Origin of the sequence: Eubacterium sp. 14-2 (genome assembly GCF_000403845.2) — a bacterium.
GTDB lineage: Bacteria > Bacillota > Clostridia > Lachnospirales > Lachnospiraceae > Petralouisia.
This window is the reverse complement of the sequence record NZ_KE159567.1, coordinates 1-22,915: the sequence shown is the minus strand read 5'-3', so window position 1 is coordinate 22,915 and position 22,915 is coordinate 1. Positions and strand designations below refer to the sequence as shown.

Genomic DNA, 22,915 nt, shown 5'->3' with positions numbered 1-22,915 from the left:
TGAATTGTTTTCCCAAGAACAGTGACGCGGGCGTTCCATGTTCCATATCTCTTATCACAGTAAACACCTTTATGCCCAGTTGTATTATTCGGTTGCAACTCTCTATTTATCGTATTTATTCTTTTATCTGCAATCCTTAGATTTATTTTCCTATTATCGAGTTTGTTTCTGTTTATATGGTCGATTATTTCTGATTTAGTTCCAGTTACTTCTTTGTGAAATAATAATGATTTGTCAGATGTTCCACTTACCGCATACCCAACAGCGTTTAAGTGTCAATGGTGGATTTTAAGCCTTTCCCAGTCTTCAATATCGCAGAGCATATGAGTATTATCGTTCAATTTTACCTTTACATATCCGTCAACAATCGAATACTCGTTTTCTTTTCTTTGTTTATGCCTTGTTTCTTCTCTCAAACAGCCGCAACTTTTTGTGTGTCCATTCCTAAGTTTATTGCCGTCAACAGAAACAATATTCCCACATTTGCATTGACATTTCCAATAACGCCTATTTCCCTCTTTCCTATCAAATTCAATAACTTTCAGCCTGTTAAATTCCCTATGTAACATATCAATCTTTTTCATATTGCACCGCCTTTCATGCGCCTATAATAAAAGCGTGGCAAGCAGATAGGCGTTTCTGCTATTCGGGAGCTACCCTAGCCACACTTATATTATACACTATAAATTTATTCGGCTTGTACCATTTTACTCTTTATTGAATCCGTTCTTAGCCGCCTCTATAATTGCCTCTTTTTCATGTTCTGCAGCGTACCTTGCCCAGTCTCTTTTAGCGTCTGGATTTTGATATTGTAACAATCTTGTTGAAGGAATTTTTTCTACTCCGGGTCTACTCCAGAAACCATAGTCTGGAGAATAAAAAGCACCCTTTTGAGTTTTGGGGTCTACATATACAATTCCGCCATGTTGGTATCTTCCATATGGTACGCCGTTCGGATTATAGGCATATATAACTCCCCTCTCTCCGTTTGTTTCGTTATACGCCTTTATATCCGCCCGTAAGGCTCCGCCATCTTCACCAGGAACGTGTTGGAGCATTCGGGTAAGAAATTCATTGTCCAGAGCGTCCTGCGCCTTATCCAGCTTGATTCCGAATCGCGTCATATTGATATTTACGGACACGCCGCCCTCATTAACATTGATATTCAGTTTTTTGAATAGGTTTTTGAAATAATTCTTTCCGATAGCCACCGTATCACGCCCTTTCAACATTCCCTATGTGCTGTCTGATTCTCATAAAATCACCTCACAAGCCGAAACTCTATGGTTCTTTCAGAAACATCTAACTGTTTTGCCCTGTCCTTTGTCAAAACATGGACGCACCAATCAGAAATAACAACAAATTCTCCTGGTCTATTCTTATGCAGATATTCCTTGATTTTTTTCTGCAATATCCCCATGGCTTCACCAATGATATTGTGGGAATAATCATCCTCATATTCGCTTTCGTCCATGTATGCACCGAAAATATATCCGCTGTCTTTTATGTCCTGAAGAAACTGCTCAAATTCTTCATCAATTTCTAACTGCATTTCCATTCCCTATTCCTCCCCAAACAATCCTTCCTGTGGCTCATTCGACCGGCTTTCCTCAACAGCCTCCTGAACCATCTGCTTCGCTTCTTCTTCCGTATATCCCTTATGCAGCACAAGCCATTTCCACTTTGCCATATACCCCTGATTGGCAAGCTGCAGATCCATAGCCGCATCCTCTTCTTCGTTTTTCAGCAAGTCAGCAAAAGAACAGAACAACTCATAGTTCTCATTTTCTGTTGGTGCAACATCACCATTGATAACGAGCATAGCATTGATGATATACGCTATGTCATGGATTGCTCCTGTGCGCCCTTCTCCGTTGGAATTAGGCTTGTCCAGTACATCACGGTAGGATAATGCTGTGTCCGCGGTTCTTTTCTGTGTAACACGAACCTGTGTTGCTGTGGTTGCCTGGATAGATTGCCCGTCAAAGACAAAATATCCGGGGTCAAAACCACATTTAAAGCCTATAACTGACAGATAGAAATTAATTCCCTCTTTCCGGCTCGTAACCTGTAATGTTGGCTGCCATTGTTCAACGGGAGAGCCACCAGTTCCGTTTCCTGCGTCCAGATTTCCCACATCAGCGACAAACTCCGGCAACTCAATCCCATTCATGGTTGCATACTGGATAACAGACTGGTCAACAATCATCATAGGAGAAGAATTCTTTGTTTCTTTCCCTAGCGTTGACATTGCAATATCTAACGCCCGAAATTCCTCCATGCAGTTCGCAAAACAAGGCGCTCCCAGGGGACTGTCAGAATCAATGAAATTGTAAACCGGGCATTTTATGTACCTGAACAGCGGCTTTTCAAGGTTCTCCGCCCAAAACTCCGGCTCAATGTCCGCCCACTTGGTCTGTGATAATGGTATTTCTCTACCAACATCATCCTGATTGTCAGATTTAAAAGCCTTGGTTGATACATGGTATATCCTTACTGTTTCGCTTTCCCCGGCTTCGTTCTGCCTTGTGGATTCCTCGAACCTGTGCCACTCTGCTTTTGTATAAAATTTCTTACCTTTGGAGTAATAGGAGAAGAAGATTGCTGCCTGGACTTCTTTGCTGCTGTCAAACTCTGTGACAAGGAACATATCTGGCCGGAGAAACTCAATGCCACTCCCATCCCATTTAGCCATCACTCCACCAAAGAAAACCATCGCATGAATATCATCTTTTGCGTTCTGGAGAAAATACTTATCAATGATTTTCTGCATCTTCTCAGGCATATCCCCGCTACGAATTCCCTGCGCCTTAATATCAATATTCTGTGTTATCAGCTTCGCCCATTCCTCGACTATGGTGTTCCAGAAAGCGACCGTGCGACCGTCACTCTCTTTTAACCATGGCGGCTTCCCACTCTCCAATTGCCCCCACAGCTTAATAGCAGCGTCCATTTCCGGCGACAGGTATGTTTCCACACCGAAAGCCTTTTCAGCGTCCGTTTTAAATAACATCTTTATCTTCTCCTTAAACCATGAAATCAAGCCCATTCTTGCCACTCTCCAATTACTTCCACCGTCTTTTACGCTTATACCCTCTGTATCGTTTATGATGGCGATTTAAAACTTCTGCAACCGCAAAATACTGCTCCCATTCTTCATCCGTTCTTTCCTTCGGTTCTTCTGTGACAAATTTCCACATCAGCTTAAATAGATTTATCAGTTTCTTCATTTCCGTCCTCTCCCTCTACTGCTATTTTTCCGGCATTATAATACGAGCAATCCGTAGGTTTGTGAACTGTATTATTTTTTACAGATTGTTCGTATGCTAAATCCGCTATACTTCTGCACACTTCCAAATGTGTCATTATTTCAATCACCGCCCCTCTCATATTCTTCCAACTCCTGCACCTGCCAAATCATGGTTTCGGCTTCTCCATCCACTTTACGCAGTTATACATATACTCGTGGCTATTCTCTGCTGAAAATCCTGTTTGCTCACTTTCGTATGTTTCGTGTATGTACCCGATAATGATTTCTCCACAAACATCACAGCATATAACTTCTTTATCTGGAAGTTTTCCGGATTCACATTCAATCCACCCGCCGCCGCAATCCTCTGACCGTTCCATATCTTCCAACTTTGCGGATAGGGATTCTATGGTTTCGGCGGCATTGGATATTGTGTCATAAAATCTGTTGTATTCCCATTCGCTAAAGTTTTTTTGCAATTTCCCTCAATTCCTTTACCTGTTCGCTAATGCTCATTCTGTCAATCCTCCACATCCACTTGTCCGCTTTCCTCTAACCATTCTTCTATACATGGCAAACATATATAGCAGTTCCTCCATCCCTCGCCCTCAATAATCGCACTTTGCATAACCATTTCTGTTCTTTTTGGAAATTCTTTTCCGCAAACACAACATTCATGCGGCTTTCTTGTTTTTACAATCTTTTCAGAAAAATTGCTTTCTGAACCGTCCATATCTCCCGAAAAAATTTGACTGTCTATATATAATTCCTTTTCGTATTTCATTTCCCTATCCTCTCCTTACCGCATTGGTAGATGCTTTATATTCTAATCAATAATACCTGTTACAAGAAAATAAATCATCCCTACGACCATAAATAACGGATATACGATATGTGAAGCCTTATATGCGTTATTTACTTTCTTATGAACTGATATGTCTATCCCCTCTAGCAAGTACAGAAAAGAAAAACATAATATAAGAATTGCTATACTTTCATTCATTTATCTTTCCCTTTCTACCACATAGCCAGTTTCTTCATGTAATGCGTAAAGCTGTAATTAAATCCGTCCCAGTAATCATTTATCGAACCAATATTCAAATCCTCTACTTCGTCCTCTTTTTCATCGTCCCATTTTAATTCTGATAATGCCTTGATAAGTCCGGGACAGTTCCGGGATATTTGCAGCCGCCCACTCCGAAGCAGATTATCCACAAGCCGGATTCTGTCAAGAATAGTTTCCTTGTCGCAACCGTTCATTCTGGTATTGATTCTGTTTTCCAGAATGATTTTTTTAAGAGTGTTTATCAGTGTTGGAGAAGCATTGTCCCCAAAGGCTTCTTGAATATACCCATATTTTGATTCTGAATAGTGATGGAATTCCACAAACTTGTCCGTAATCTGCTTTGTGTCCACTTCCTCATGGATTGGCAGCTTGTCCTCTGCCAGTACAATCATTTTCTTAAATCCATTCAGGAACCCAGTGGTATAATATGTTGTTCTGGACTTATTACCTCCAAAGTCAATGCCAATCGTCCGCATGGTAAAGTTGAACCGTAGCACTCCATTTTGATTGAACAACTCTGAATCGTCTATCAAGTACGGGTCTGGATTATCTGCAAAGTATTTGAATATCAATCCCTCTGCCGCTGTCCGATTCCCCAGAATGTCACGCTTGTACCAGACTGTACCCTTGTCATAGGTTGCCAATATCTCCCGGAGCTTCTCGCCGCTGATACTCATATTATCAGCTATGGTAAAGTGTCCATAATTGTACCCATAGGACGGATTTTCTTTCTTCTTTTCCTCATGGAAATCCAGTATTTCTTCATAGTACCAGTTAGACGGCGCTTTCGGGTTTAGGTCATGGAACACCTTTCTATCATCGCTGGAAAGAGTGCGGTCGAACACTTCTTTGATGAAGTTCGGGTGGCACTCGTTGGCTTCGGTTATGTAAGCCATGCCATAAGTGTTACCCTTAATCAGTTTCTCGTCCCCATCCTTGCCGCCGCCAGACACAAGCACTATCTTTTCCCCGGCCTTGGTCTGGACATAGACACAATCCCGATTTTGATATTTTCCTGTGCGGTATCTGCCCTCGAAGTAGTTAAACAGTCCGTAGCCATCACAGTCAAGGATATTAAGCCGGGCGGTAGCAGTGGACACGCCTCCGGCAAGATGAATGTGATTCTTATGAATCTCCAACATCATGCAGAATATCATGGTCTGCAAGACGTTTTTTGACCCTCGTTTACCTCCTTCGGCTACATTAAACCATGCAGTAAAGCACCGTTGCATATATTCATGTTGTCTTTGGGTGAATGGCGCGGGGAAATTCATTTAATGACTCCAATCAATAAATTCGTTCTCGCTTCGTGCATTTCTAAGCTAATTTCTCCGGCACACCGTTCGCACAAATGAAGTCCGAGAGTGCGGCAATTAATATCGTTAAACGGATAGCCATAATTCAATTTGCCAAGTCTGTAATACTCTCTTTCAATTCCAAAAATATCTTTTTTCTTCACTTTTGGAATTTCTTCTCCACAACAATCACAAACAATTTTTTCTATCTTCATTTTTATACTCCAATCCAAGACCAGATTAAAAATCCAACAAAAGCAAATCCATGAATAATCATCCAAATGATAGAGAATATCTTTACTCTTGTATCATCATTTTTCTTGTCCAAAAAAGCACCAGTTGCAACCCATCCTGTACAATAAAAAATTCCAATTACAAAAATCGAAATCATTTTTCCTATATTTGCTAATTCTTCCAAGTTTCCCATCCTCCGCTACTCAAAATCCTCAATATCCCGGTTCGGCACTGGCTTTCTGATAAGGTCAGCCAAAGCGTCACGATTTTTAAGCTGCTGTTCTATGCTGCTTACGTCTGTCGGCACATTCTTTGTAAACTTATCCACCACAATCCCAAGTGCTGTTGCAATCTCCGACAGTTTCGCGGCTTCTATCTTCTCCGGATTTGCCAATGCTTTCAAGTAATCATCTATCACGCCCTGGGCCTGCTCTTTCCGGCTGTCCATATATGCAAGCATATCAAGGGTGTTTTGTTCTTTTTTTTGTTGGCATTTTGTGGCATTTTCTTTATCTGCCATAACGATATTTTTGACGGTGTTCCTTGATACTCCATTCATTTTAGCAGTTTCGTTATAGCTGCCGCACTCCACATAATCAGCCAATATTTTTTTCTTTTGCCTGTCCGTCAGCCTGGCAGCCACTTTCTATCACCTCAATCATAAATGTTGATTCATAATTTCCCACTGTGCCTGTTGCGCCTGTTTAATATCTTCACTGCCAACACCATACTTCAATATTTCACAGTTTGCAGAATCACAAGCGCAATGATTCAAGCAACAATATGGCCCACGTTCTGTATCTTCCACAAAATCACAGTCTATTCCACTCCACATATCCTCACCTTTGCTTTCTGCTTTGGAGTTAGCTTATCCATGTTACACCGCCCATACGCTCACCGATTTCATTCAATGCCGCCGGATTTTACAATGCTTTTTGCTTCCTCAATCTCAACTGCTAAATTGCAAGGATAAAGATCATCCTCATACTTCGCTTTTTCCAATTGCTCCACAACCTTATCCAAGTTATAGGCGACAGGCTGTTCTTCAACCGCCTGTTCCAAATTTGGTGTCACGTCAACCAACACATTGTTTCTCAAAGACTGCATCAATGCACTTCTGCTAATCAAATCATTACTCATTATCCATTACCCCTCTCCAATTCTTTCAATGCGGCTTCGGCTGCTTCCTTTGTAGAAAACCACTTTTCCCCAAAATCCGCAATATCCATATCAATTTTCAGAAACTCATATTCTTTCATTTTGCTTGAAAGCCTTGCGTCTATTCCATCTGTGTAAATCACAAAGCTATCAACGCAAAGAGTAAGAATTTTTTCGAAAGAAAATGAATACACCGTATCCCCCACCGCACAAGGCAGCTTCAGAAGTTTTCCTTGTTCCTCTAAGTCCTCATATTCTGCTAGTTTATCAATTATATCCGTTTCGTTCACATATCCTTTTCTTCTATCAATGACATAAACTGGACGAAATAACTCCCCGTCCGCATGTCTTCTTGTCAATCTCTCCATATTTCCCTTTCCCTCCAAAATCAACCTCTTAATGGAAATCTTACTTCCACAACTTCTTTATGGTTTCCGTGGGAAAAATATTTCTTGCCTCCCACAATAGGACAGCAGTGAGGATGTGTTTTACCCTTGAATATTGGAACATCTTTACATTCAGGATTTCTACAAGTGTAAGAATCAAACACATTTAAGTACTCTCTATATTCGCATTCAGAACATTTTATATTCCTTTTCTTCAATATTCTCCTACCTTTTCACAATCCCCCTAAATCCCCTGATGACTTTAAAATTGGCTTCATGCGGCGTTGCCCCGACACCTTTACAACCGGATGGGAATGAGGGCATTATTATTCTTTGCCATCGGTCACACTCTATTTCCCGCCCAAGGTCTTAACGGTTGCCAATTTTATGCCTAATGATATTGTACAGGAGATTTTAGGGGGAGTTGTACCAAGTTAAAATTGATTAGACAATACTTTTATACTGTTCTGTCTTTCTTCCCTCTTTTTGCTTTTCTTTCAGTTTCATTTCAGCGTCAGCAAGGGCATTTTGCAGTCTTTCCAATTCGTCATCAACTTTTTTATTGACACTCACCCTTTCGGAATACTGAAACATTTCATTTGTGGTATTGATTGCAAAAGCCATAGATTCTGCAAAGTGAACCGCCGCTTGATGGGCGGCAAGCCTTTTCCTCGCTTTTTTAACTTCCATCTTTTCATCAAAACAATACCATTTCAGATAATCCCGCCGTTTCTTTGCTTTTTCCGCTTTCCGTTTCTTCTCCTGCTCTTCTTTCCACTTTCTGTCAAGATATTCCTCATACCGTCTTTGGCTGTCGTAATAATCACTTATCCATTGGTCTAAGTCTGTATCATCATCAAAACTATAGCAGGGCGGCTCTATTGGTGTTCCATTCGGAGAAGATGTCATACCTCCAGGACAAATTTCTTCTGCCAATAATGGGCAGTTTTCACAATCTTCTATTTCCGACGCTTTCATTTCCCTATCCTCCTTAACTCCTTATCAAACAAACTAAGATAGTATTTCGACAATCTTTACCGCCTTATCATAAGGCAATGTTTTCTTGTTAAATTTTCCCATAAGCGACAACGCATTTGAAATAACAGAATTTTCCTCTATGCGCTTATAATCTTCCTCTGTCGGGATTGATAGGTTTGCGCCACCTCTCCACGAATCACCGCCCATTTCCCGACCGTATTTGTCAAATTGAGAACTGCTACCATCAATCCGTATTCTACCAGTCGGAGTAACTCTCGTAACGGTTTCAATCCGTTCTACCACTCCTGATAAATTCCAAAGCCTATAAAGAACTTCATCCCCTACTTTTACGTTTAATTCTTCATACATTCTTCTTTCCTAACCTCCAAATCGAATAAATAATAAAAATATCTCCTAATCCCATAAAAATCCGTCCGGCAGTACGGAATCTGCTCCATTTCTTTCAGCTCCCATTTCACTCTAAGAGCGTCATATGACTTGTTTTGTGTGACAGACAGTAAAATGTACTCTGCAATCGTTTCATTCGCTCTATGAGCCGCCTGTGAAGCGAGAGAGGCATATCTGCCGGACTGTATGTACTCTGTAAGCTGCATGTACCTCTCTTTGGTGATTCCGTAATGCTGCCATGAGTGCCTGTGGACTGAATGGTATTGCAGCTCTGTCGGCTCGTCTACTTTCCCCCACTGCTCCGCCATAGCCTTAGCGATTCCTAGGAATGTTTTTGAGCGTTCCTTTGCCCTTATCTTTGGCGGCAGACTATATGTATCATAGTGCCATTTGCTGTCAACAACTTCGTTTCCACAGATATGCAGTTCTGGCTCAACAATATTTGTTGGGGTCAAGAACGGCAATCCTTTCAACCATAGACATGTCCTTTTCCTTTCTGTATGTCCGTATTCATAAGGCTGTATTATCTGGTCTGGCTTTTGGTAATTGCTACTCATGATTCCCACCGGGTTCTCTATGGCGATTTTTTCACAATCCGCATGAACAAACCGCATAAAAAATTGAATTGCTTTTTTTCGGTCTTCCTCTCGTTTTATCGCTTTATCTCCGTACTGTTCAACATTAAACCAACGATTTCCGGTCACCGTCAGATATGTACAAGGTGGAAAAGCGATAATCATATCCCATTTTCCGTCAATCCTATGCTCCATTCCGTCCACTGTCTGAAATTCACAGTTTCCATTCAAAATCGGCAGCACATCATTCTGTATATGCCATTCTTCGTGTCCTCCGCTACACGGTTCTATGTCGCATGAATACGCTTCATGCCCTAATTTTCTGAACTCTATACAAACACGCTGGCTTTCCTCACAAGCTGCCAAAACACGCATATTCCGTTTTGGCGTAGGCTCGAAAAGTCTCATCTGCCAAAATCCGCTGTATCGCTTGCATTCTGCTTTCTTCCCAGGACATTCCTTATGGTCGCAGCATGTGTTTAAGCATGTCCGGCATAGGCAGGTGTGGCATTTTCTGTGCATGGAATCACCTCCCTGAAATTATCCATGCCATTATTCTGTATTTTTTCCATAATCCTGATTTTTGCGTCAAGTTTATCAATATATGCAAATAAAACTTTTTCATAATCAGATTTTTCCATCCTCATTTCATCTGCGATTTTATCATGCGTCCATTTAACCTTACGAAGGGCGATTATTTTGCCAATATCTATATTTTTCTTCATTTTCTGCCTTAATCTTTCAATAATTCTTTTTCCAGTTTGTCAAAATCATATTTTCTTTGCGGAAAACTGTTAAATCCGTTCCTGTTTTTTTTGGTTTCCTGCTCAGTATAATTTGCGTCCAGATAATCTACATACCCGCTGTTAAAAAACGTGCTTCCATTCTGGTACTGCAGATATTCAACACTGTCAACGTACCGTTTATATCGCTCTATCGCCCTTGACATTTCATCAAAACCGATTTTAAGCAGTTTCATTTTGCCGGAGTCAGACACCTGCCCTTTCCCTTTCTTCACCGGATACAATTTCCAGAGCTTTTCAAACAGTGCCAAAGCGTCAGCTTTGCACATATTGTTTTTATTTACTTTACTTTCCTTTACTTTACTTTCCTTTATAGAGCGGAAATTGGCATTTCCCTCTTTGTAATTAGCATTTCCTGCCGGGTAATTGGCATTTCCTGATGATAAATTACTATTTAATGGTGTCTTTAATAAACCTTTGCACTCATCATCCTGCAAAAGCCAGTAGTCGGAAATCACGATCCGCACGTCCCTTGTCTTAACGACTTCCCAATATCTTCTTTGGATACCTCTACTGGTCAAGACTCCCCACCTGTCAAACAGCCCTTTGTCAAAAAGACCAATCTGCAAGCAGTAGCCCACTGTCTCCCGGACAGTACCGGAACCAATGCCGCCGCCCATCTTTCTTGACGTGGATGCACAATCGTCATAGCCCCATTTATAGAAATATCCTTCACCGCCATAAGCCCTCTGGCACAGATAGAAGTAGATTCCAAATCCATCCCATCCATGCGCATCCAAGAGCTTATCTATTTTAGTATCATTATCAAAAACATCAACCGACCACCCGGCATAGTCTATCCCTTTTTTAGGTGGTCTTCCTGCCATGTCGTTAAACCTCTTTTATTAAAACTTCAATTCGTGGATTTTCCTTATCCACTTTGAACCTGTCGGAAAATCCGACTACATGTTTCCATCCGTCATCTTTTAACACTCCGCACTGGACAAGCGCATCCTGGATTACTTTACGACCAAACGACGAAATATTATCCTTATCGCGCCGCCTACTCGGTTCAATCCATGTGTACTCCATGAATACCGGACTATCAATCCTCACGCCCTTCATGCACTGCCTTATCGCCGCCGCAACGATATTTCCGCTGTCCGCTTTCATCTTCGCACCTTTGTGTCGGTTTGTGCGTTCTGCGGCTATGTAATCATTTAGGTTTGGCAACGCGCCAGGGATTATCAGATTGTACTCCACATAATCCTCCTTTCTGGCGGCAGAGACCAATCCGCCGCCGATTCCGTGATATATCGCATGAACAAATACTACGGTTGATAGTTACCTAATTTGGCAGCTCTATCTTTACCATGATTGCTTTAATCCACGGCAAAGAAGATACTGCATCCTCTATAAACTGTTCTTCCTGCTCTTTTGGTAAATCAACAGGAAATTCAAAAAGGTTTTCAAAAATTTCTTCTTTTCCATCCGACAAATACCAAACCCTGTCGTCCCTAAGTATGTAGCTATCAATCCTTGCCTTGCCCCAGCTTGCCATCCAGTACATAGCGCAGTCGTCAGCGACGATTTCATAATTCACCATTGGAATAATGGGCAAGTCTGGATTCTGCTGTATCAATTCAAACAGGGAAAGCAAATTCTTTTTCTGAATTTCTATTACTTTTTCCATTCTGACCTCCTAATCTAATTCCCTTTTAAGAAGCCTTAAAAGGGCTTCCATAGATATTCCATACAAAATCTCCTGCACTTTATGACATTTAGTTATATATGGGCAATCATCGCAATCATACTTTTCACACTCATGTCCTAATTCTTCTACCGTCATAACGCCTCCTAATTCTCCAAATATTCCTCCAGACAAGCCGCATAATCCACGCTCTCACGCTCTTTCGACCATTCATCCCAGAAATCTATAGTCTTACTCTGCGGACGCTCCTTTGCAAGCTCCACATGGATTTTAAGCGGTATCGGGCAGGCATCCCCGACCACAAGGCAGTCACCGGGAGAAAACATGGTAGTTGTTTCAATAACATCCGCACTCCCAGAAGGCATAATGCCCTTAATCATACTTTTGTCATTTTCGTTATTCAGCTTCATCACGATATAGTTTGCACACTGTGCTATGATAGTCTTATTAAGCTCTGACGGGCGCTGTGACGCTACAAACAGAGTTATGCCAAACTTCCTGCCCTCTTTAGCGATGTTTTCAAAAATCTCCACCATGCGCCGATGTGCCGCCGTAAGCTGAAAATCTGTCGGTATGTAAACATGCGCTTCGTCGCAGACAAGGGTAATCGGTCTTACGTCCTTCTGCATAATCTGGATATTGTAAATCAGCTTCGTAATCGCCCCGATAATCAGCACCGCTATGTCATGCGGTATGCCGGATAAGTCAATGTTCTTTATTGGCTTATCGCCGCCCATGATACGGTTTAGAAAGTCCGCAAGGTATGACTGCGGCTCTCCATTGAAGAGGAATGAATACCTCCTGTCACTCAAAAGGTTCTGCATGGAATTTACCACGCCGGACAGCTTACCGTTGTATTCTCCTTTCGCCATTTTAGGGTTGCCATCCTTTGTATATCCGGTCGTTACCATCTGTTCATGTAAAGATTTCAAGACCTCCTTAATTACAGCAAAATTAAATTGTGTAGGCTTACCCTCATTCCCATTCGGGCACTGCGCGTAATACGCTTTTCTAAGGGCCGACATAATCACTGTGCTGTCCTCTTTCACTTTCAGCACATTCGCCGCCATATCCGAAAACCCAAGCATCCAGATAGGGAACGAAACCTCGCCCATTTTGATACTATCCACATAAGAAAGCCGGCTGTACTCCCCGTGGATATCAAATATGACAATGTTGGCGCCTGGCAGTTTTGCAGTTTCCTCAATGATCTTTGTAACTGTTTCAGATTTTCCACAGCCAGTATTTCCCGCAATGCAGGAATGCCGCTGGTAGAATTTGTTGCCGTCAATAAAAGCTGGCATAAGGTGTTCTGCATAATATCCAATCTGAAATTTGTCGTCTAAACTGTCATTTACCATCATTTTGGCAAATTCCATAGGAAATACCATTTTTATCTTTGCCGCAACAGACGGATATTTGTTAATTTGCTGTCTAAATCTACCGTCAATCACGCTCCCTAAAATCGAACACTCAATCACTTTCAAAGACGGCTGCTGCAATTCCTCCATGATGGCATTATCATCCATCTGCGTCTCCACGTCATTATCCGTTATGGCGGTTATCATGGTCACAAGTTCCACTTCGCCATCCGATACGGATATGAGGTCATTAAGGCGGGAATTTGCAAACTCTGCATCGTCTGTCCTGATTTGTATTTTGCCTGGTAATATTTTTACTAATTTCATTCCGTCACTCCATTTCATCAATAAGACTTTTCAACTCTTTTTTTGCCGCATCAGACAGTTTTTCAGAATAAGCATCATACCACCGTAAAAACCTATCCTTTAATGTCATTCCCGTACCGCATGGAATTTTTACCAATTCCTCAAATCTCTTTTCTGTTTCGTTTTTTAAAAGACTTGCCACCTTTGACGGAACAACAACCGGATTTCCTCCATAAGCCTTGACTTTCTTTATTTCATCCTGTGAACTAACAGGGATTGAATAAGGCTGTGGATTCTGCTCATCAAACGATTCTACAAGCATTTCCTGCACCTTTTTCACATCCCCAAGATAAGTATTAAATTCCAAATGGTACACATCATCTTTGTTTGACTCCACCATCTTCCTTACAATCTCAAACGGAATGCCCCCGTTCACCATTCCCTCTGCAATCATCCTGGAAGTAACATCCTCAACATTCCATGTATCACCGGTTTTGCGGTCACGTTCCAAATTTATGTATTTTGGTTTGAAATTGTACCCATACTGCAAATCGCTGTTACAATTCACAAATAATCCATTTACAAATACCTGTCCTGCAAATTCTTCATCTGTAAGAATTTCTCCATATTGTGTTTCAACTTTTTTGTAGTCAAAATCACACATTCCAATCCAAACATCAGACAGGTTATTGTATTCGCTCCAAGAAACGTTTCCCACCTCAATGCAAAGCCCCATATCTTCCGTTTCTCTCTTGCTAACATAAAAGGCAAGTATCTTTTCAAGCCACTTTTCGGAGTTCTTAAACCTTGATTCCCATACCTCATTTTTTTCATTGTTCAGCACTGTAAAGGTCTTTCCGATACGGTTCAGGACAAGGGCGGCAATCTTATACCCCTCGCCAAACTGCCCGACAGTATCATCATTTCCTGCCTTACTGCTTCTGCCAAGCAAAAGAGTGTTGATTTTGAGTGCAGATTTGCTGTTTTTTAACTGCAAAACCTGTCTTTTTCTGTCATACTCAATGCTGAAATGTTTTTCTTTATCCAAAACTTCTTGGTCTATACCGTTCTGAATTAACTCCCGAATTGCATCGTTAAAAGTCCAGTCTGACACATAATTCGGAGTTAATGTCAATTCATAACATTTTGCATTTTCCATTTTCTATTTTCCCTATCCCTCCAACAATTCCGAATAATTCCTTATCCTTGCCTTTTTCACGCTCTTGCAGTAGTCGCACACACCACAGTAATGTGGCTCTTCGATTCCCGATTTAACAGCGATAAACCGTGGCATGTTCCTTTCGATTTCCCGTAATGCCAAGTCTAGGGTGGCTTGGTCTATCTGGAAGATGTCGAAGTTTGTGACCGCCTCCTTTGTGGCGGCCTCCAAATAAAATGGCAACTTTCCGTAGCTATTGGCGGTGCATCCAGCCTGATAAACAGCCCCCTGCAGGTCATACCGCCAAAACGCAAGGCTTTTGAAGTTCTGCACCACCTTTAAATCGGTGATGCAGATACCTTCAACAAAACTGTCCATCTTCATTTTCCAGGGAGCGCCAAACATTTCAAAAGTAAGGATTTTCTGTTTCTCTCCGCTCATATACTGCATAAATCGTTCGTCCTGCTTAACCCTTTTGATTATCTGGTCAGCTTTGCGGAAATCTGCCCGGAGTGCACCGTTGCGGCAATAGAAGATGTTTGGGGATTCTTCCCTTAGCTTGTCCAGCGTTCCTTCAAACCAACGGTCCACAAGCGTCCCGATCAGCATAGCTTTGGTTGTAGGTTGCTCGTATTCTCCTTGTATCTTAGCCATAGCCATAGCTTCGCATTTGCAGAAATCTTTGTACTGGCTCACGCTGAAAAAGGCTTGATTACTCTCTTTTGAGTAGTAATTTTCATCATTTAGCTTCTGCATCAGAACCACCCTCAAGATTTAACTCCTGCTGCCCGCCAGACGACTTTTCTTCCTTCTTTACCTTATTTTCTTTTCCGGCAAAAGCATCCTGTGCCTCTTTCTTCTCTGCTCCTGGTAAACCAAAAACTTCCTCACACTTTGCCATGCCGTCCTTTAAGGATGTGTATACTCTCTTGAGACGCACAAGGTCATTCATGGAAAATGCTGACGCTTTACAACCTATATATTTTTCAATAGCTTCCAAAGGTACGGAAAACTCTTTTTCAAACAATGCTGCCATGTCATTAACAAGATACTCGACAGAGTTTTCGTTGTTTGTAGGATTGCTTTTGTCATTATGCATGTCTTTGTTTCTGGTGTGTTCCTGCATACATTTGATAAGCGTTTGATTACACTGCTCCGCGGCATCTTCCACTACATCTCCTGGAATAACCCCAAGTATACATGCCCTAAGCCGCCGCGCTCCTTGATTAGCTACCATCTCATAAATATCCCGCGGATCTGTCAAAGGAACATTTCCTTTTTTAGTGCTGCGGATATGCGGCACGCTGAAAATCTTTTCCTGCCGGGTGTTGGTTTCCAGGTCCCAAGCGTAGGCCATTACCTGACTTTCCCCAGCTTTCTGTTCTAACTCCACAATACCAAAACTCATGTTTCCCCAGTTCTGCGCCAGTGCTTCTGCTAACCGAATTGAGGGTCCTACCACTTTTGTCCCACCACGCGGGTATTCATACATGGCCTTTTCTGCAAGTCCCTTACGCTGACATGCCTGCATAATACGGTTGCAGCTTGCCACATAATCCCGCGGGAACTTTTTAGCCATAATAATCTGCCCCTGAACCTCCTGCGTCTGCCTGCTTGTGACCATCTCTGCGGTTACGCTTCTTCCTGTTGCCATTTCAAATCCTTCCATTTCCTAATCCTCCTTAATCCAATTCCCGGAGTAAAACCACTCCACAAGCATATCTTTAAACTCCTTTGTCCATTTCAATCTATGAACAAAATTCGGAACCACTTCAAAACACCTTTCCAGCGCGTAATCAAACGCATTGTCTTCTGGTACAAAAACCCCGGTTCCGATTTCCTCCCACCCGGATCCTTTCAGTTTTTCTTCAATCGAATTATTTATTCTTTCCAGTTTCATTCACCTCAAATCCCAGAAAAATTCCACACATTCTCCTGTCAACAGAAAATCCTTCAGCATTTACATACTCCCTGAAAGCCTCTATCCTTGCTGATTTCTCAATCAGTTCTTTATATTCTTCAACCGAAACTGTTAATTCTGCAATTTCCTTCCTCCAAATCAAGTTTTATCTGGAAAAAGCCGATTTCTTCCAGCTTTCCCAAAAGTTCATATCTTTCTTTTCTTTTTTTTCTTCTTTCTCCCGGCATTCCGGGCATATACCCTGCACCAGTTCTCCATGGTCACAGTTTCCGCCACAGATTTCACACACTACCATAAGAATCCTCCTCCGTCTCTCCATTCGATACCAGACCGTCGTTTATAACAACGGTGGCCCCGTAAAGCTCGTAATCCCTCTGGCACTCCTGAACCGTTTTTTTGTAATCCATTCTGATTCCTTCCTTTCATTTCCCTGCCTCCATCCACTTTTTAAGCCCTTCCGTATCAAACATAATCGGGCTCCTGTCTTTCTTCGGGTTAATCTTCCATGAAATCCCGTTTCCTTTCGTCCTGAAAATTCTCATAAGATATGCTTCCGGGATTCCAAAATCCCTGACCAAAGCGGTTTTTCTCATGTATCTTTTTGGAAATTCCATCCTGTCACCTCCCTGCAAAATAGATAATCATATAAAGGGCGATAAAGCCCATCACCATCGCCACCATTCCTGCGATAAAATAGCAGACAAATTTGAATTTCTCAAAGCTCATTGGCTCCCGGTTTTTCTTCCCGGAACGTAAAATAATTTCATTCATAAAAAATTTTCCTCCTTTTTGAACATTTGTTCTTGAAATCGCAGGAAAATTATGATATTATAATCCTGCGAACGGAAGCGTACAGAAGTTCGCCCCCTGCCCCGGTGGTGCTCCCACACTTCCGGGGCCCTTTTTTTAAACATCATCATATCTTACCAGATGGGATTCAAATCCGGATAAATCTGCATATCCATCAGTGAATATCTGGTAAAACAGTTCTTCTGCCTTATCTCCCGTCAAAAACTCACGTGTTTTCATACCAATTCCAGGTTCTCTTGCTACAAGATTTCCTGTTTTTCCAATCACCACCTCAAGAACCTCTTTCAATCTGATTTTACCGTCCTCTTTTATGATAATTCTCATGGCTTCCTCCTCTTCCTGTTATCCCTTCTGGACAGTGCCAGCAAAACAATAAAAAGCACTGCCAGTATTAAAATATATTCCATTTTCCTATCTCCCGTATTTCTCAAGAGCCTCCATGTAAGGAAGCTCCTCCTCCGACTCAACAATCTCAGTGCATTCTTTACAACCGAGCATATTATGCCTTTTTTTAAAAATTTCCTTCGCTTCCTTTTTCGTAAAGGCTTTTATAATATCAATGGCAACTTCTCCTTCCACTCCCTTGCAGGACCTGATAAGGCAGGAGTGATAACAGAAATATCTTTTTAATGTTTTTCTCAATTTTCTTCCTCCAGTTCAATCTTCGATTCAATCCGTTTCATGATTCTGCGGATTTCTTCAAATTCAATCCGAATCCTTTCCTCACTGAACTCCATGTCTACAATGTGCTCCACTATCTTCCATTCAGTGAAGCTCAGACCTGAAAGCAGGGCCGGAAGTTCCTTCAGTTGCTTTTTTGTCAACTTTTTACACCTCTTTCACGCCAGAATCCTGTCCGGCTCCTCCTGCTCTTTCTTAATATGTAACTGCCCGGCTTCACTGGCCTTACTCTCTGCCACTCCGAGAAAATACCCCTTTTCAAAAGGGGACATCAAGGGGAGTGCTGCTGCAATTGCCCTCATGATTTCTTTTTCTTTTTCTGTCACAATTTCCACTTCCTTTCTATTTGTGATATAATTCCTTTATCAAAAATAAAGGAGAAATGATATGAATTTTTCAAACATGACAAACGTTATTAATTCGACTATCAGAGAATCCGGCAAACTAAGAAATCTCGAAAAAGAAATTGAGCGCGGCTTAGATTATGAAAATCTCGAAGCGATAAAACGCATTGCAGGCAGTGCGGAATTCCAGGCTAAATCCTCCGCTGTTCAAGCAGAATTAGCTATAAAACAATCTCAAAAAGCTGACATAAAAAGCTGGGTCGCTATTTTTATATCCATATTTGCCTTAATTGTTGAGTTCATGGCTTATCATGAAGAAATATTCTCTTTTATGTTAAAAATTTTCAACTAAGCAGCTTTATAATTGCCGGGATTACACCAGTAATTGCCGCAAATACCGAGAACCCAAGGGCAACGTCGGAAATGTCTATGGGTTTTCTTTTTTTTATTTTTCACTTCTTCACCTCCCATCTCGTGATTATGCAACTATTATATATCGCATAATCACTATTGTCAAGAATATTTTTGTTGACAATATCACTTTTTTTTGATATGATAATTTTGCAAGGAGGTGGAAACTTGAAAGACAGGCTGAAAGAGCTACGGAAAGAGCTTGGACTTACACAGGAAAAGTTTGCTGAGCGGTTGAGTATGAAGAGAAATACAATAGCGACATATGAAATAGGAAGAAACGAACCTATCGACGCTGTCATAGCTCTTATCTGTCGGGAATTCAACGTCAATGAAACCTGGCTCCGTACAGGGGAGGGGGAAATATTTAACCCTTTGACAAGAAATCAGGTTATAACTGATTTTGCCGGAGATTTAATCAAGGAGGATGGTACATTCAGAAAGCGGCTGATTGAAGCACTTGCAAAAATGGATGAATCGGGATGGATTGCACTGGAAAAGCTGGCGAATGAAATCATAAAAAAGGACTAGGAAAAGTCCTAGTCCAGCAGCTTTTTGATAAACCGGTATATTAATTCCAGAAATTCTTCATCATCGGAGTTAGAAATAAGTCCGATGATGAGTTGTTTATAATTCATAACCGTACCCCCCCCCCCTAAATTTTAGAATGTATGTTCTTGCTATATATTAGTACATATGTTCTTATTTGTCAATAAGATAATTTTTAGCGAAAGGATATGTGTATGAGAATTTGGAAGAAATTAACTATCCCGTCTAAAATTACTTTTATCTTCTGGACAATATGTGCTTTGTATATGATTATTTCCGGAGAATCAGGAACCGGGATTCTGGAAGGAATATGTATCTGGATGTTAGGATATATTTTTCTGGTTGGAATTGTGCAGTTTTTATCAACCAGAAAAACAAATAGTGCTCCAGCGGAAAATTATGAAATTCCAGAAAGTTTTTCTAACGAAATCACAGAACCGACGGAATATTATCAGAATTATGATTTGATGGACGGGCACAGATTTGAACATTTCTGTGCTGATATTCTGAAAAAGAATGGATTTGAAAATGTGGAAGTAACTCGCGGAAGTGGAGACCATGGAATTGACATTCTGGCAGAAAAAGATGGCGTATCATATGCAATCCAGTGTAAATGTTATTCTTCCAATGTAGGTAATTCTGCAGTACAGCAGGCGCATACAGGAAAAAGCCTGTATAGAAAAGACATAGCTGTCGTGCTCACAAACCGGTATTTTACATTACAGGCAAGGGAAGAAGCTGGGGAACTTGGTGTTAAACTCTGGGACAGAGATAAATTAAACGAGATGATTAATAATGGTTAAAACGCTACTATAGAGTTTTAATAAAAAATACTGAAGAAAGGGGGAATAATTTATGAAAACATGGAAACTTGTATCAGGTATTTTGTCGATTGTTTTATTTCTTATTGTTACTTACCAGTCCTGTGCAGCCGGACTGGTAAACACTCTGGAAGAAAACGGTGAATCAGGCGGTAGTGCTGGAATCATAGTGGCAATTATGATGTTGGCTGGCGGTATTGTTTCTATCGCAACCAGAAAAGGTTCCAAGGGCGGGAATATTGCACTTGTTGTACTTTTTGGAATTGCCGCAATCCTTGGGTTCGCTCTGGCTGGAAGCTATGCAGACCTTAATATCTGGGCTGGATGGTGTACAATAAACGCTGTGGTTGCAGTAATATTCTTAATCACAGGAAAGAAAAAAGAATCAGAATAGGTAATACTGATTGTGTTTATTGAAACAGTCAGAACAGGAAATGTATTAAAAATAAAAACCGCCCCTGCGCCAACAGGAACGGTTTAAACAGATACCGAAGATGATACCTGCAACTCAAAGATATTGTATCATCTTCCGGGACAGCCTGCAACCAGAACATCTATTTGTTTGCGCTGGCTGTTATTTTTATACAAATTTTTAAGGAGGATGGCTTTGTGGCAACAGCAAAATACAAAAAAAATTATCGTGGAGAGTATGAAGCACGAATATGGGATGGGACTTTTAACCCGGATGGGAGCAAGCATCGGAAGCGCCTTGTGTCAAAAAAGTCCAGCGCAGACCTGGAACGACAGGTAAACCGATTGAAAAATGAAGTTGAAAACGGAAAATATGTGCAAAAAACAGATATATACTTTACAGATTATGCCAGAGAGTGGTTGAGTGTGAAAAAAAGTGTCCGGGAGAAAAACACGCAGGCCATGTATCATAATATCATCGAAAAGCACCTTTCTTTTCTTGAGGATGTGAAACTTTCAGAAATCAGAAATCATCACTTTCAGCTTGCTGTAAATAACGCGCTGGACAAGCCGCGCACATGTCAGCAGATATATATAACATTCAGGCAGATTATGAAAATGGCTGTTACAGATAATTATATCGGATCCGGTATGTTTAATATGATTTGCTCAGATATAAACCTTCCAAAAATTGTTCGAAAAGAAAAGAGGCCTTTGACAGAAATTGAAAAATCTGCATTGCAGAAAGCGGATTTTTCAAACCGGGAAAGAGCGTTTATCTATATTATATATTCCTGCGGATTGCGGCGCGGGGAAGCTCTGGCACTGTCTGTATTCGATTTTTCCTTTAAAAGCGATAAAACTACCATATCTGTCACAAAGTCTCTTATTTTCGACGGTAACGCGCCTGAGATAAAGAATATGCCAAAGACAGACCATGGATTCCGGGAGCTTCCGGTTCCGGACAGCACAGCACGATTTCTGAAAGAATATATCAGGGGGATTTCCGGGACTTATCTGTTTACATGCAGAGACGGAAGCCTGATCACGCACTCTTCTTATGTTAAGATGTGGAGTTCCATTGTTTCAAAAATGAACCGGTCCGCAGAAGGAACAGAAGCATTCCCGGTCATAACCGGACTGACCGCACACATCTTCAGACACAACTACTGCACCAATCTATGTTATAAAGTGCCTGCTATCAGCATAAAGAAGATTGCCCAACTTATGGGCGATACGGAGAAGATGGTTCTGGACGTTTATAATCATATTATGGAGGAAAAGGAAGATCCTGCTGCTGTCGTAAATGATGTACTGGCGATATGATTTTGCGGACATCCGGCGGACATTGGCATTAAAATCCTGACTTGCGGACGCTCTGCGGACATCCAGAACCATTTAAAAAAGTACAGGATAAGTTACATTGAAAAACAGCGGAAACCATTGATTTTTCTGGCTTTCCACTGTTTTCAAACTAATGAGACATCGGGGATTCGAACCCCGGACAACTTGATTAAAAGTCAAGTGCTCTACCAACTGAGCTAATATCCCACGATATAATTATCAATTACAAATATTTTATCTGACAAGTGCCCAGTTCCGGAATCGAACCAGAGACACGAGGATTTTCAGTCCTCTGCTCTACCAACTGAGCTAACTGGGCATTGACTGAAAAATTGCGGGGACAGGATTTGAACCTGTGACCTTCGGGTTATGAGCCCGACGAGCTTCCAGACTGCTCCACCCCGCGATATTAAATATGATAAACAGAAAAATAAATTGTTCCCATTCTTCTGTTTTAATGGATGGAGAAGGATTCGAACCTTCGAAGGCGTTGCCAACAGATTTACAGTCTGCCCCCTTTGGCCACTCGGGAATCCATCCATAATATGAAACTATAAAGTTTTCAAGAGCCGATGATCGGACTCGAACCGATAACCTGCTGATTACAAATCAGCTGCTCTGCCAATTGAGCCACATCGGCCTGTAATCATAAGATTACGGATTTATCAAGATACAGTATCCTGATAAACATGAACAATGGGACCTACAGGGCTCGAACCTGTGACCCTCTGCTTGTAAGGCAGATGCTCTCCCAGCTGAGCTAAGATCCCATATTCAAACGACCCAGAAGGGACTCGAACCCTCGACCTCCGCCGTGACAGGGCGGCGCTCTAACCAACTGAGCCACTAGGCCATCTACAAAAGTATAACAAAAACATTACATTTTGTAAAGTAATAATTCCTTATACCCTGAAAAACCCATACAGTATACAGCCATCCATCTTCTTCCTTCCCGTCTTCCTGAAGGTCAAGCCCTCGACCGATTAGTAGCAG

At 41.4% G+C, this 22,915-nt stretch carries 40 protein-coding genes and 7 tRNA genes; 5 read left to right on the top strand and 42 right to left on the bottom strand.

Annotation, left to right across the window (positions count from 1 at the left end):
• Positions 1-275: 275 nt before the first annotated feature.
• The 35 genes from C805_RS24935 to C805_RS26150 all read right to left on the bottom strand — a co-directional run bounded on the left by C805_RS24935 (position 276) and on the right by C805_RS26150 (position 18,368).
• Positions 276-584: a hypothetical protein gene (locus tag C805_RS24935; protein WP_016213156.1), complete on the bottom strand. Its 309-nt coding sequence runs from the start codon at positions 582-584 to the stop codon at positions 276-278.
• 123 nt (positions 585-707) lie between these two features.
• Positions 708-1,211, bottom strand: coding sequence for a hypothetical protein (locus C805_RS07345; protein ID WP_155957598.1), 504 nt, complete (start codon positions 1,209-1,211; stop codon positions 708-710).
• 50 nt (positions 1,212-1,261) lie between these two features.
• Positions 1,262-1,558: a hypothetical protein gene (locus C805_RS07340; protein ID WP_016213154.1), complete on the bottom strand. Its 297-nt coding sequence runs from the start codon at positions 1,556-1,558 to the stop codon at positions 1,262-1,264.
• A gap of 3 nt (positions 1,559-1,561) precedes the next feature.
• Positions 1,562-3,013, bottom strand: coding sequence for a phage portal protein (locus tag C805_RS07335; protein ID WP_016213153.1), 1,452 nt, complete (start codon positions 3,011-3,013; stop codon positions 1,562-1,564).
• A 52-nt stretch (positions 3,014-3,065) separates the two neighbouring features.
• Positions 3,066-3,230 (bottom strand): hypothetical protein, encoded by a 165-nt coding sequence (locus C805_RS26175; protein WP_016213152.1) that lies wholly within the window; start codon positions 3,228-3,230, stop codon positions 3,066-3,068.
• Positions 3,231-3,770: 540 nt separating this feature from the next.
• Positions 3,771-4,034 carry a hypothetical protein gene (locus C805_RS07320; protein WP_016213149.1) on the bottom strand — a complete coding sequence of 88 codons (264 nt, stop codon included), beginning with the start codon at positions 4,032-4,034 and terminating at the stop codon, positions 3,771-3,773.
• 233 nt (positions 4,035-4,267) lie between these two features.
• Positions 4,268-5,461 carry a phage terminase large subunit gene (locus C805_RS07315; RefSeq protein WP_196811059.1) on the bottom strand — a complete coding sequence of 398 codons (1,194 nt, stop codon included), beginning with the start codon at positions 5,459-5,461 and terminating at the stop codon, positions 4,268-4,270.
• A gap of 125 nt (positions 5,462-5,586) precedes the next feature.
• Entirely contained in the window at positions 5,587-5,826 is a 240-nt protein-coding gene (locus tag C805_RS07310) for a hypothetical protein (protein WP_016213146.1), read from the bottom strand.
• Positions 5,827-5,828: 2 nt separating this feature from the next.
• Positions 5,829-6,029, bottom strand: a complete 201-nt coding sequence (locus C805_RS07305; RefSeq protein ID WP_016213145.1) for a hypothetical protein — start codon at positions 6,027-6,029, stop codon at positions 5,829-5,831.
• A gap of 15 nt (positions 6,030-6,044) precedes the next feature.
• Positions 6,045-6,488, bottom strand: coding sequence for an RNA polymerase sigma factor sigma-70 region 4 domain-containing protein (locus C805_RS07300; RefSeq protein ID WP_016213144.1), 444 nt, complete (start codon positions 6,486-6,488; stop codon positions 6,045-6,047).
• Positions 6,489-6,748: 260 nt separating this feature from the next.
• Positions 6,749-6,985 (bottom strand): hypothetical protein, encoded by a 237-nt coding sequence (locus C805_RS07295; protein ID WP_016213143.1) that lies wholly within the window; start codon positions 6,983-6,985, stop codon positions 6,749-6,751.
• A complete protein-coding gene (locus tag C805_RS07290; RefSeq protein WP_207636999.1) occupies positions 6,985-7,371 on the bottom strand; it encodes a hypothetical protein in 387 nt (128 codons plus the stop codon). The genes C805_RS07295 and C805_RS07290 overlap by 1 nt, the downstream gene beginning before the upstream one ends.
• 20 nt (positions 7,372-7,391) lie before the next feature.
• Positions 7,392-7,607, bottom strand: coding sequence for a hypothetical protein (locus tag C805_RS26170; protein WP_155957597.1), 216 nt, complete (start codon positions 7,605-7,607; stop codon positions 7,392-7,394).
• Positions 7,608-7,833: 226 nt separating this feature from the next.
• Positions 7,834-8,367 carry a hypothetical protein gene (locus C805_RS07285; RefSeq protein ID WP_016213141.1) on the bottom strand — a complete coding sequence of 178 codons (534 nt, stop codon included), beginning with the start codon at positions 8,365-8,367 and terminating at the stop codon, positions 7,834-7,836.
• Positions 8,368-8,400: 33 nt separating this feature from the next.
• Positions 8,401-8,736, bottom strand: coding sequence for a hypothetical protein (locus C805_RS07280; protein ID WP_016213140.1), 336 nt, complete (start codon positions 8,734-8,736; stop codon positions 8,401-8,403).
• On the bottom strand, positions 8,721-9,725 hold the full coding sequence (locus C805_RS0103870) for a hypothetical protein (RefSeq protein ID WP_196811058.1): 1,005 nt from the start codon (positions 9,723-9,725) through the stop codon (positions 8,721-8,723). The genes C805_RS07280 and C805_RS0103870 overlap by 16 nt, the downstream gene beginning before the upstream one ends.
• Positions 9,726-9,829: 104 nt before the next feature.
• Positions 9,830-10,075, bottom strand: coding sequence for a hypothetical protein (locus tag C805_RS07275; protein ID WP_016213138.1), 246 nt, complete (start codon positions 10,073-10,075; stop codon positions 9,830-9,832).
• Positions 10,076-10,083: 8 nt separating this feature from the next.
• On the bottom strand, positions 10,084-10,980 hold the full coding sequence (locus C805_RS24930; RefSeq protein WP_016213137.1) for a DUF4373 domain-containing protein: 897 nt from the start codon (positions 10,978-10,980) through the stop codon (positions 10,084-10,086).
• A gap of 4 nt (positions 10,981-10,984) precedes the next feature.
• Positions 10,985-11,356 (bottom strand): RusA family crossover junction endodeoxyribonuclease, encoded by a 372-nt coding sequence (locus C805_RS07265; protein ID WP_016213136.1) that lies wholly within the window; start codon positions 11,354-11,356, stop codon positions 10,985-10,987.
• A gap of 85 nt (positions 11,357-11,441) precedes the next feature.
• A complete protein-coding gene (locus C805_RS07260) occupies positions 11,442-11,786 on the bottom strand; it encodes a hypothetical protein (protein ID WP_016213135.1) in 345 nt (114 codons plus the stop codon).
• 9 nt (positions 11,787-11,795) lie between these two features.
• A complete protein-coding gene (locus C805_RS26165; RefSeq protein WP_016213134.1) occupies positions 11,796-11,942 on the bottom strand; it encodes a hypothetical protein in 147 nt (48 codons plus the stop codon).
• An 8-nt stretch (positions 11,943-11,950) separates the two neighbouring features.
• Entirely contained in the window at positions 11,951-13,492 is a 1,542-nt protein-coding gene (locus C805_RS07255) for an ATP-binding protein (RefSeq protein WP_016213133.1), read from the bottom strand.
• 4 nt (positions 13,493-13,496) lie between these two features.
• A complete protein-coding gene (locus C805_RS07250) occupies positions 13,497-14,630 on the bottom strand; it encodes a hypothetical protein (protein WP_016213132.1) in 1,134 nt (377 codons plus the stop codon).
• Between the two features lie 12 nt (positions 14,631-14,642).
• On the bottom strand, positions 14,643-15,386 hold the full coding sequence (locus C805_RS07245) for a PD-(D/E)XK nuclease-like domain-containing protein (protein WP_016213131.1): 744 nt from the start codon (positions 15,384-15,386) through the stop codon (positions 14,643-14,645).
• Positions 15,370-16,299: a hypothetical protein gene (locus C805_RS07240; protein ID WP_016213130.1), complete on the bottom strand. Its 930-nt coding sequence runs from the start codon at positions 16,297-16,299 to the stop codon at positions 15,370-15,372. The genes C805_RS07245 and C805_RS07240 overlap by 17 nt, the downstream gene beginning before the upstream one ends.
• A gap of 3 nt (positions 16,300-16,302) precedes the next feature.
• Positions 16,303-16,530: a hypothetical protein gene (locus tag C805_RS07235; protein WP_016213129.1), complete on the bottom strand. Its 228-nt coding sequence runs from the start codon at positions 16,528-16,530 to the stop codon at positions 16,303-16,305.
• Positions 16,508-16,693 carry a hypothetical protein gene (locus C805_RS0103855; protein ID WP_022750813.1) on the bottom strand — a complete coding sequence of 62 codons (186 nt, stop codon included), beginning with the start codon at positions 16,691-16,693 and terminating at the stop codon, positions 16,508-16,510. Before C805_RS0103855 ends, C805_RS07235 begins: the two co-directional genes overlap by 23 nt.
• A gap of 3 nt (positions 16,694-16,696) precedes the next feature.
• Positions 16,697-16,846 carry a hypothetical protein gene (locus C805_RS26160; protein ID WP_016213128.1) on the bottom strand — a complete coding sequence of 50 codons (150 nt, stop codon included), beginning with the start codon at positions 16,844-16,846 and terminating at the stop codon, positions 16,697-16,699.
• Positions 16,833-16,958 carry a hypothetical protein gene (locus C805_RS27285; protein WP_016213127.1) on the bottom strand — a complete coding sequence of 42 codons (126 nt, stop codon included), beginning with the start codon at positions 16,956-16,958 and terminating at the stop codon, positions 16,833-16,835. The genes C805_RS26160 and C805_RS27285 overlap by 14 nt, the downstream gene beginning before the upstream one ends.
• Positions 16,959-16,973: 15 nt before the next feature.
• The gene (locus C805_RS07230) at positions 16,974-17,165 is read right to left on the bottom strand and encodes a hypothetical protein (RefSeq protein WP_016213126.1); all 192 of its coding nucleotides are present in this window, start codon (positions 17,163-17,165) and stop codon (positions 16,974-16,976) included.
• A gap of 4 nt (positions 17,166-17,169) precedes the next feature.
• Positions 17,170-17,322 carry a hypothetical protein gene (locus C805_RS26155; protein ID WP_016213125.1) on the bottom strand — a complete coding sequence of 51 codons (153 nt, stop codon included), beginning with the start codon at positions 17,320-17,322 and terminating at the stop codon, positions 17,170-17,172.
• A gap of 135 nt (positions 17,323-17,457) precedes the next feature.
• On the bottom strand, positions 17,458-17,685 hold the full coding sequence (locus tag C805_RS07225) for a hypothetical protein (RefSeq protein WP_016213124.1): 228 nt from the start codon (positions 17,683-17,685) through the stop codon (positions 17,458-17,460).
• An 87-nt stretch (positions 17,686-17,772) separates the two neighbouring features.
• Positions 17,773-18,003, bottom strand: a complete 231-nt coding sequence (locus C805_RS07220; protein ID WP_016213123.1) for a hypothetical protein — start codon at positions 18,001-18,003, stop codon at positions 17,773-17,775.
• On the bottom strand, positions 18,000-18,185 hold the full coding sequence (locus tag C805_RS07215) for a hypothetical protein (RefSeq protein WP_016213122.1): 186 nt from the start codon (positions 18,183-18,185) through the stop codon (positions 18,000-18,002). The genes C805_RS07220 and C805_RS07215 overlap by 4 nt, the downstream gene beginning before the upstream one ends.
• 15 nt (positions 18,186-18,200) lie before the next feature.
• Entirely contained in the window at positions 18,201-18,368 is a 168-nt protein-coding gene (locus C805_RS26150) for a hypothetical protein (protein WP_016213121.1), read from the bottom strand.
• 61 nt (positions 18,369-18,429) lie between these two features.
• Here C805_RS26150 and C805_RS07210 point away from each other — a divergent pair, with 61 nt between their 5' ends.
• From C805_RS07210 to C805_RS07190, 5 genes are all read left to right on the top strand, one after another.
• Complete coding sequence (locus tag C805_RS07210; RefSeq protein WP_016213120.1) at positions 18,430-18,738, top strand: hypothetical protein; 309 nt, start codon at positions 18,430-18,432, stop codon at positions 18,736-18,738.
• Between the two features lie 227 nt (positions 18,739-18,965).
• Complete coding sequence (locus tag C805_RS07205; protein WP_016213119.1) at positions 18,966-19,328, top strand: helix-turn-helix domain-containing protein; 363 nt, start codon at positions 18,966-18,968, stop codon at positions 19,326-19,328.
• A 212-nt stretch (positions 19,329-19,540) separates the two neighbouring features.
• A complete protein-coding gene (locus C805_RS07200) occupies positions 19,541-20,149 on the top strand; it encodes a restriction endonuclease (RefSeq protein ID WP_016213117.1) in 609 nt (202 codons plus the stop codon).
• A gap of 52 nt (positions 20,150-20,201) precedes the next feature.
• Entirely contained in the window at positions 20,202-20,561 is a 360-nt protein-coding gene (locus C805_RS07195) for a hypothetical protein (protein WP_016213116.1), read from the top strand.
• A 215-nt stretch (positions 20,562-20,776) separates the two neighbouring features.
• Complete coding sequence (locus C805_RS07190; RefSeq protein ID WP_016213115.1) at positions 20,777-21,904, top strand: tyrosine-type recombinase/integrase; 1,128 nt, start codon at positions 20,777-20,779, stop codon at positions 21,902-21,904.
• A 152-nt stretch (positions 21,905-22,056) separates the two neighbouring features.
• Here C805_RS07190 and C805_RS07185 read toward each other — a convergent pair.
• From C805_RS07185 to C805_RS07155, 7 genes are all read right to left on the bottom strand, one after another.
• Positions 22,057-22,129 (bottom strand) — tRNA-Lys (locus C805_RS07185).
• A gap of 39 nt (positions 22,130-22,168) precedes the next feature.
• Positions 22,169-22,241, bottom strand: a tRNA-Phe gene (locus C805_RS07180).
• A 13-nt stretch (positions 22,242-22,254) separates the two neighbouring features.
• Positions 22,255-22,328: transfer RNA gene (locus tag C805_RS07175), tRNA-Met, on the bottom strand.
• Between the two features lie 52 nt (positions 22,329-22,380).
• A tRNA-Tyr gene (locus C805_RS07170) sits at positions 22,381-22,462 on the bottom strand.
• Between the two features lie 27 nt (positions 22,463-22,489).
• Positions 22,490-22,562 (bottom strand) — tRNA-Thr (locus C805_RS07165).
• 57 nt (positions 22,563-22,619) lie between these two features.
• Positions 22,620-22,692: transfer RNA gene (locus C805_RS07160), tRNA-Val, on the bottom strand.
• Positions 22,693-22,701: 9 nt separating this feature from the next.
• Positions 22,702-22,775 (bottom strand) — tRNA-Asp (locus C805_RS07155).
• Between the last annotated feature and the right edge of the window lie 140 nt (positions 22,776-22,915).

Excerpts from the sequence above, each read along its gene's own strand:
- C805_RS07250 (WP_016213132.1), bottom strand. The coding sequence starts at position 14,630 with ATGGAAAATGCAAAATGTTATGAATTGACATTAACTCCGAATTATGTG.
- C805_RS07225 (WP_016213124.1), bottom strand. The coding sequence starts at position 17,685 with ATGAGAATTATCATAAAAGAGGACGGTAAAATCAGATTGAAAGAGGTT.
- C805_RS07230 (WP_016213126.1), bottom strand. The coding sequence starts at position 17,165 with ATGGAATTTCCAAAAAGATACATGAGAAAAACCGCTTTGGTCAGGGAT.
- C805_RS07290 (WP_207636999.1), bottom strand. The coding sequence starts at position 7,371 with ATGGAGAGATTGACAAGAAGACATGCGGACGGGGAGTTATTTCGTCCA.
- C805_RS07315 (WP_196811059.1), bottom strand. The coding sequence starts at position 5,461 with ATGATGTTGGAGATTCATAAGAATCACATTCATCTTGCCGGAGGCGTG.
- C805_RS07255 (WP_016213133.1), bottom strand. The coding sequence starts at position 13,492 with ATGAAATTAGTAAAAATATTACCAGGCAAAATACAAATCAGGACAGAC.
- C805_RS26160 (WP_016213128.1), bottom strand. The coding sequence starts at position 16,846 with ATGGTAGTGTGTGAAATCTGTGGCGGAAACTGTGACCATGGAGAACTG.
- C805_RS07295 (WP_016213143.1), bottom strand. The coding sequence starts at position 6,985 with ATGAGTAATGATTTGATTAGCAGAAGTGCATTGATGCAGTCTTTGAGA.
- C805_RS26175 (WP_016213152.1), bottom strand. The coding sequence starts at position 3,230 with ATGAAGAAACTGATAAATCTATTTAAGCTGATGTGGAAATTTGTCACA.
- C805_RS24935 (WP_016213156.1), bottom strand. The coding sequence starts at position 584 with ATGAAAAAGATTGATATGTTACATAGGGAATTTAACAGGCTGAAAGTT.
- C805_RS24930 (WP_016213137.1), bottom strand. The coding sequence starts at position 10,980 with ATGGCAGGAAGACCACCTAAAAAAGGGATAGACTATGCCGGGTGGTCG.
- C805_RS07240 (WP_016213130.1), bottom strand. The coding sequence starts at position 16,299 with ATGGAAGGATTTGAAATGGCAACAGGAAGAAGCGTAACCGCAGAGATG.
- C805_RS07245 (WP_016213131.1), bottom strand. The coding sequence starts at position 15,386 with ATGCAGAAGCTAAATGATGAAAATTACTACTCAAAAGAGAGTAATCAA.
- C805_RS07320 (WP_016213149.1), bottom strand. The coding sequence starts at position 4,034 with ATGAAATACGAAAAGGAATTATATATAGACAGTCAAATTTTTTCGGGA.
- C805_RS07275 (WP_016213138.1), bottom strand. The coding sequence starts at position 10,075 with ATGAAGAAAAATATAGATATTGGCAAAATAATCGCCCTTCGTAAGGTT.
- C805_RS07200 (WP_016213117.1), top strand. The coding sequence starts at position 19,541 with ATGAGAATTTGGAAGAAATTAACTATCCCGTCTAAAATTACTTTTATC.
- C805_RS07285 (WP_016213141.1), bottom strand. The coding sequence starts at position 8,367 with ATGAAAGCGTCGGAAATAGAAGATTGTGAAAACTGCCCATTATTGGCA.
- C805_RS27285 (WP_016213127.1), bottom strand. The coding sequence starts at position 16,958 with ATGGATTACAAAAAAACGGTTCAGGAGTGCCAGAGGGATTACGAGCTT.
- C805_RS0103870 (WP_196811058.1), bottom strand. The coding sequence starts at position 9,725 with ATGCGTGTTTTGGCAGCTTGTGAGGAAAGCCAGCGTGTTTGTATAGAG.
- C805_RS07210 (WP_016213120.1), top strand. The coding sequence starts at position 18,430 with ATGAATTTTTCAAACATGACAAACGTTATTAATTCGACTATCAGAGAA.
- C805_RS07235 (WP_016213129.1), bottom strand. The coding sequence starts at position 16,530 with ATGAAACTGGAAAGAATAAATAATTCGATTGAAGAAAAACTGAAAGGA.
- C805_RS07280 (WP_016213140.1), bottom strand. The coding sequence starts at position 8,736 with ATGTATGAAGAATTAAACGTAAAAGTAGGGGATGAAGTTCTTTATAGG.
- C805_RS07340 (WP_016213154.1), bottom strand. The coding sequence starts at position 1,558 with ATGGAAATGCAGTTAGAAATTGATGAAGAATTTGAGCAGTTTCTTCAG.
- C805_RS07260 (WP_016213135.1), bottom strand. The coding sequence starts at position 11,786 with ATGGAAAAAGTAATAGAAATTCAGAAAAAGAATTTGCTTTCCCTGTTT.
- C805_RS07335 (WP_016213153.1), bottom strand. The coding sequence starts at position 3,013 with ATGTTATTTAAAACGGACGCTGAAAAGGCTTTCGGTGTGGAAACATAC.
- C805_RS26155 (WP_016213125.1), bottom strand. The coding sequence starts at position 17,322 with ATGAATGAAATTATTTTACGTTCCGGGAAGAAAAACCGGGAGCCAATG.
- C805_RS07310 (WP_016213146.1), bottom strand. The coding sequence starts at position 5,826 with ATGAAGATAGAAAAAATTGTTTGTGATTGTTGTGGAGAAGAAATTCCA.
- C805_RS07195 (WP_016213116.1), top strand. The coding sequence starts at position 20,202 with ATGAAAACATGGAAACTTGTATCAGGTATTTTGTCGATTGTTTTATTT.
- C805_RS26165 (WP_016213134.1), bottom strand. The coding sequence starts at position 11,942 with ATGACGGTAGAAGAATTAGGACATGAGTGTGAAAAGTATGATTGCGAT.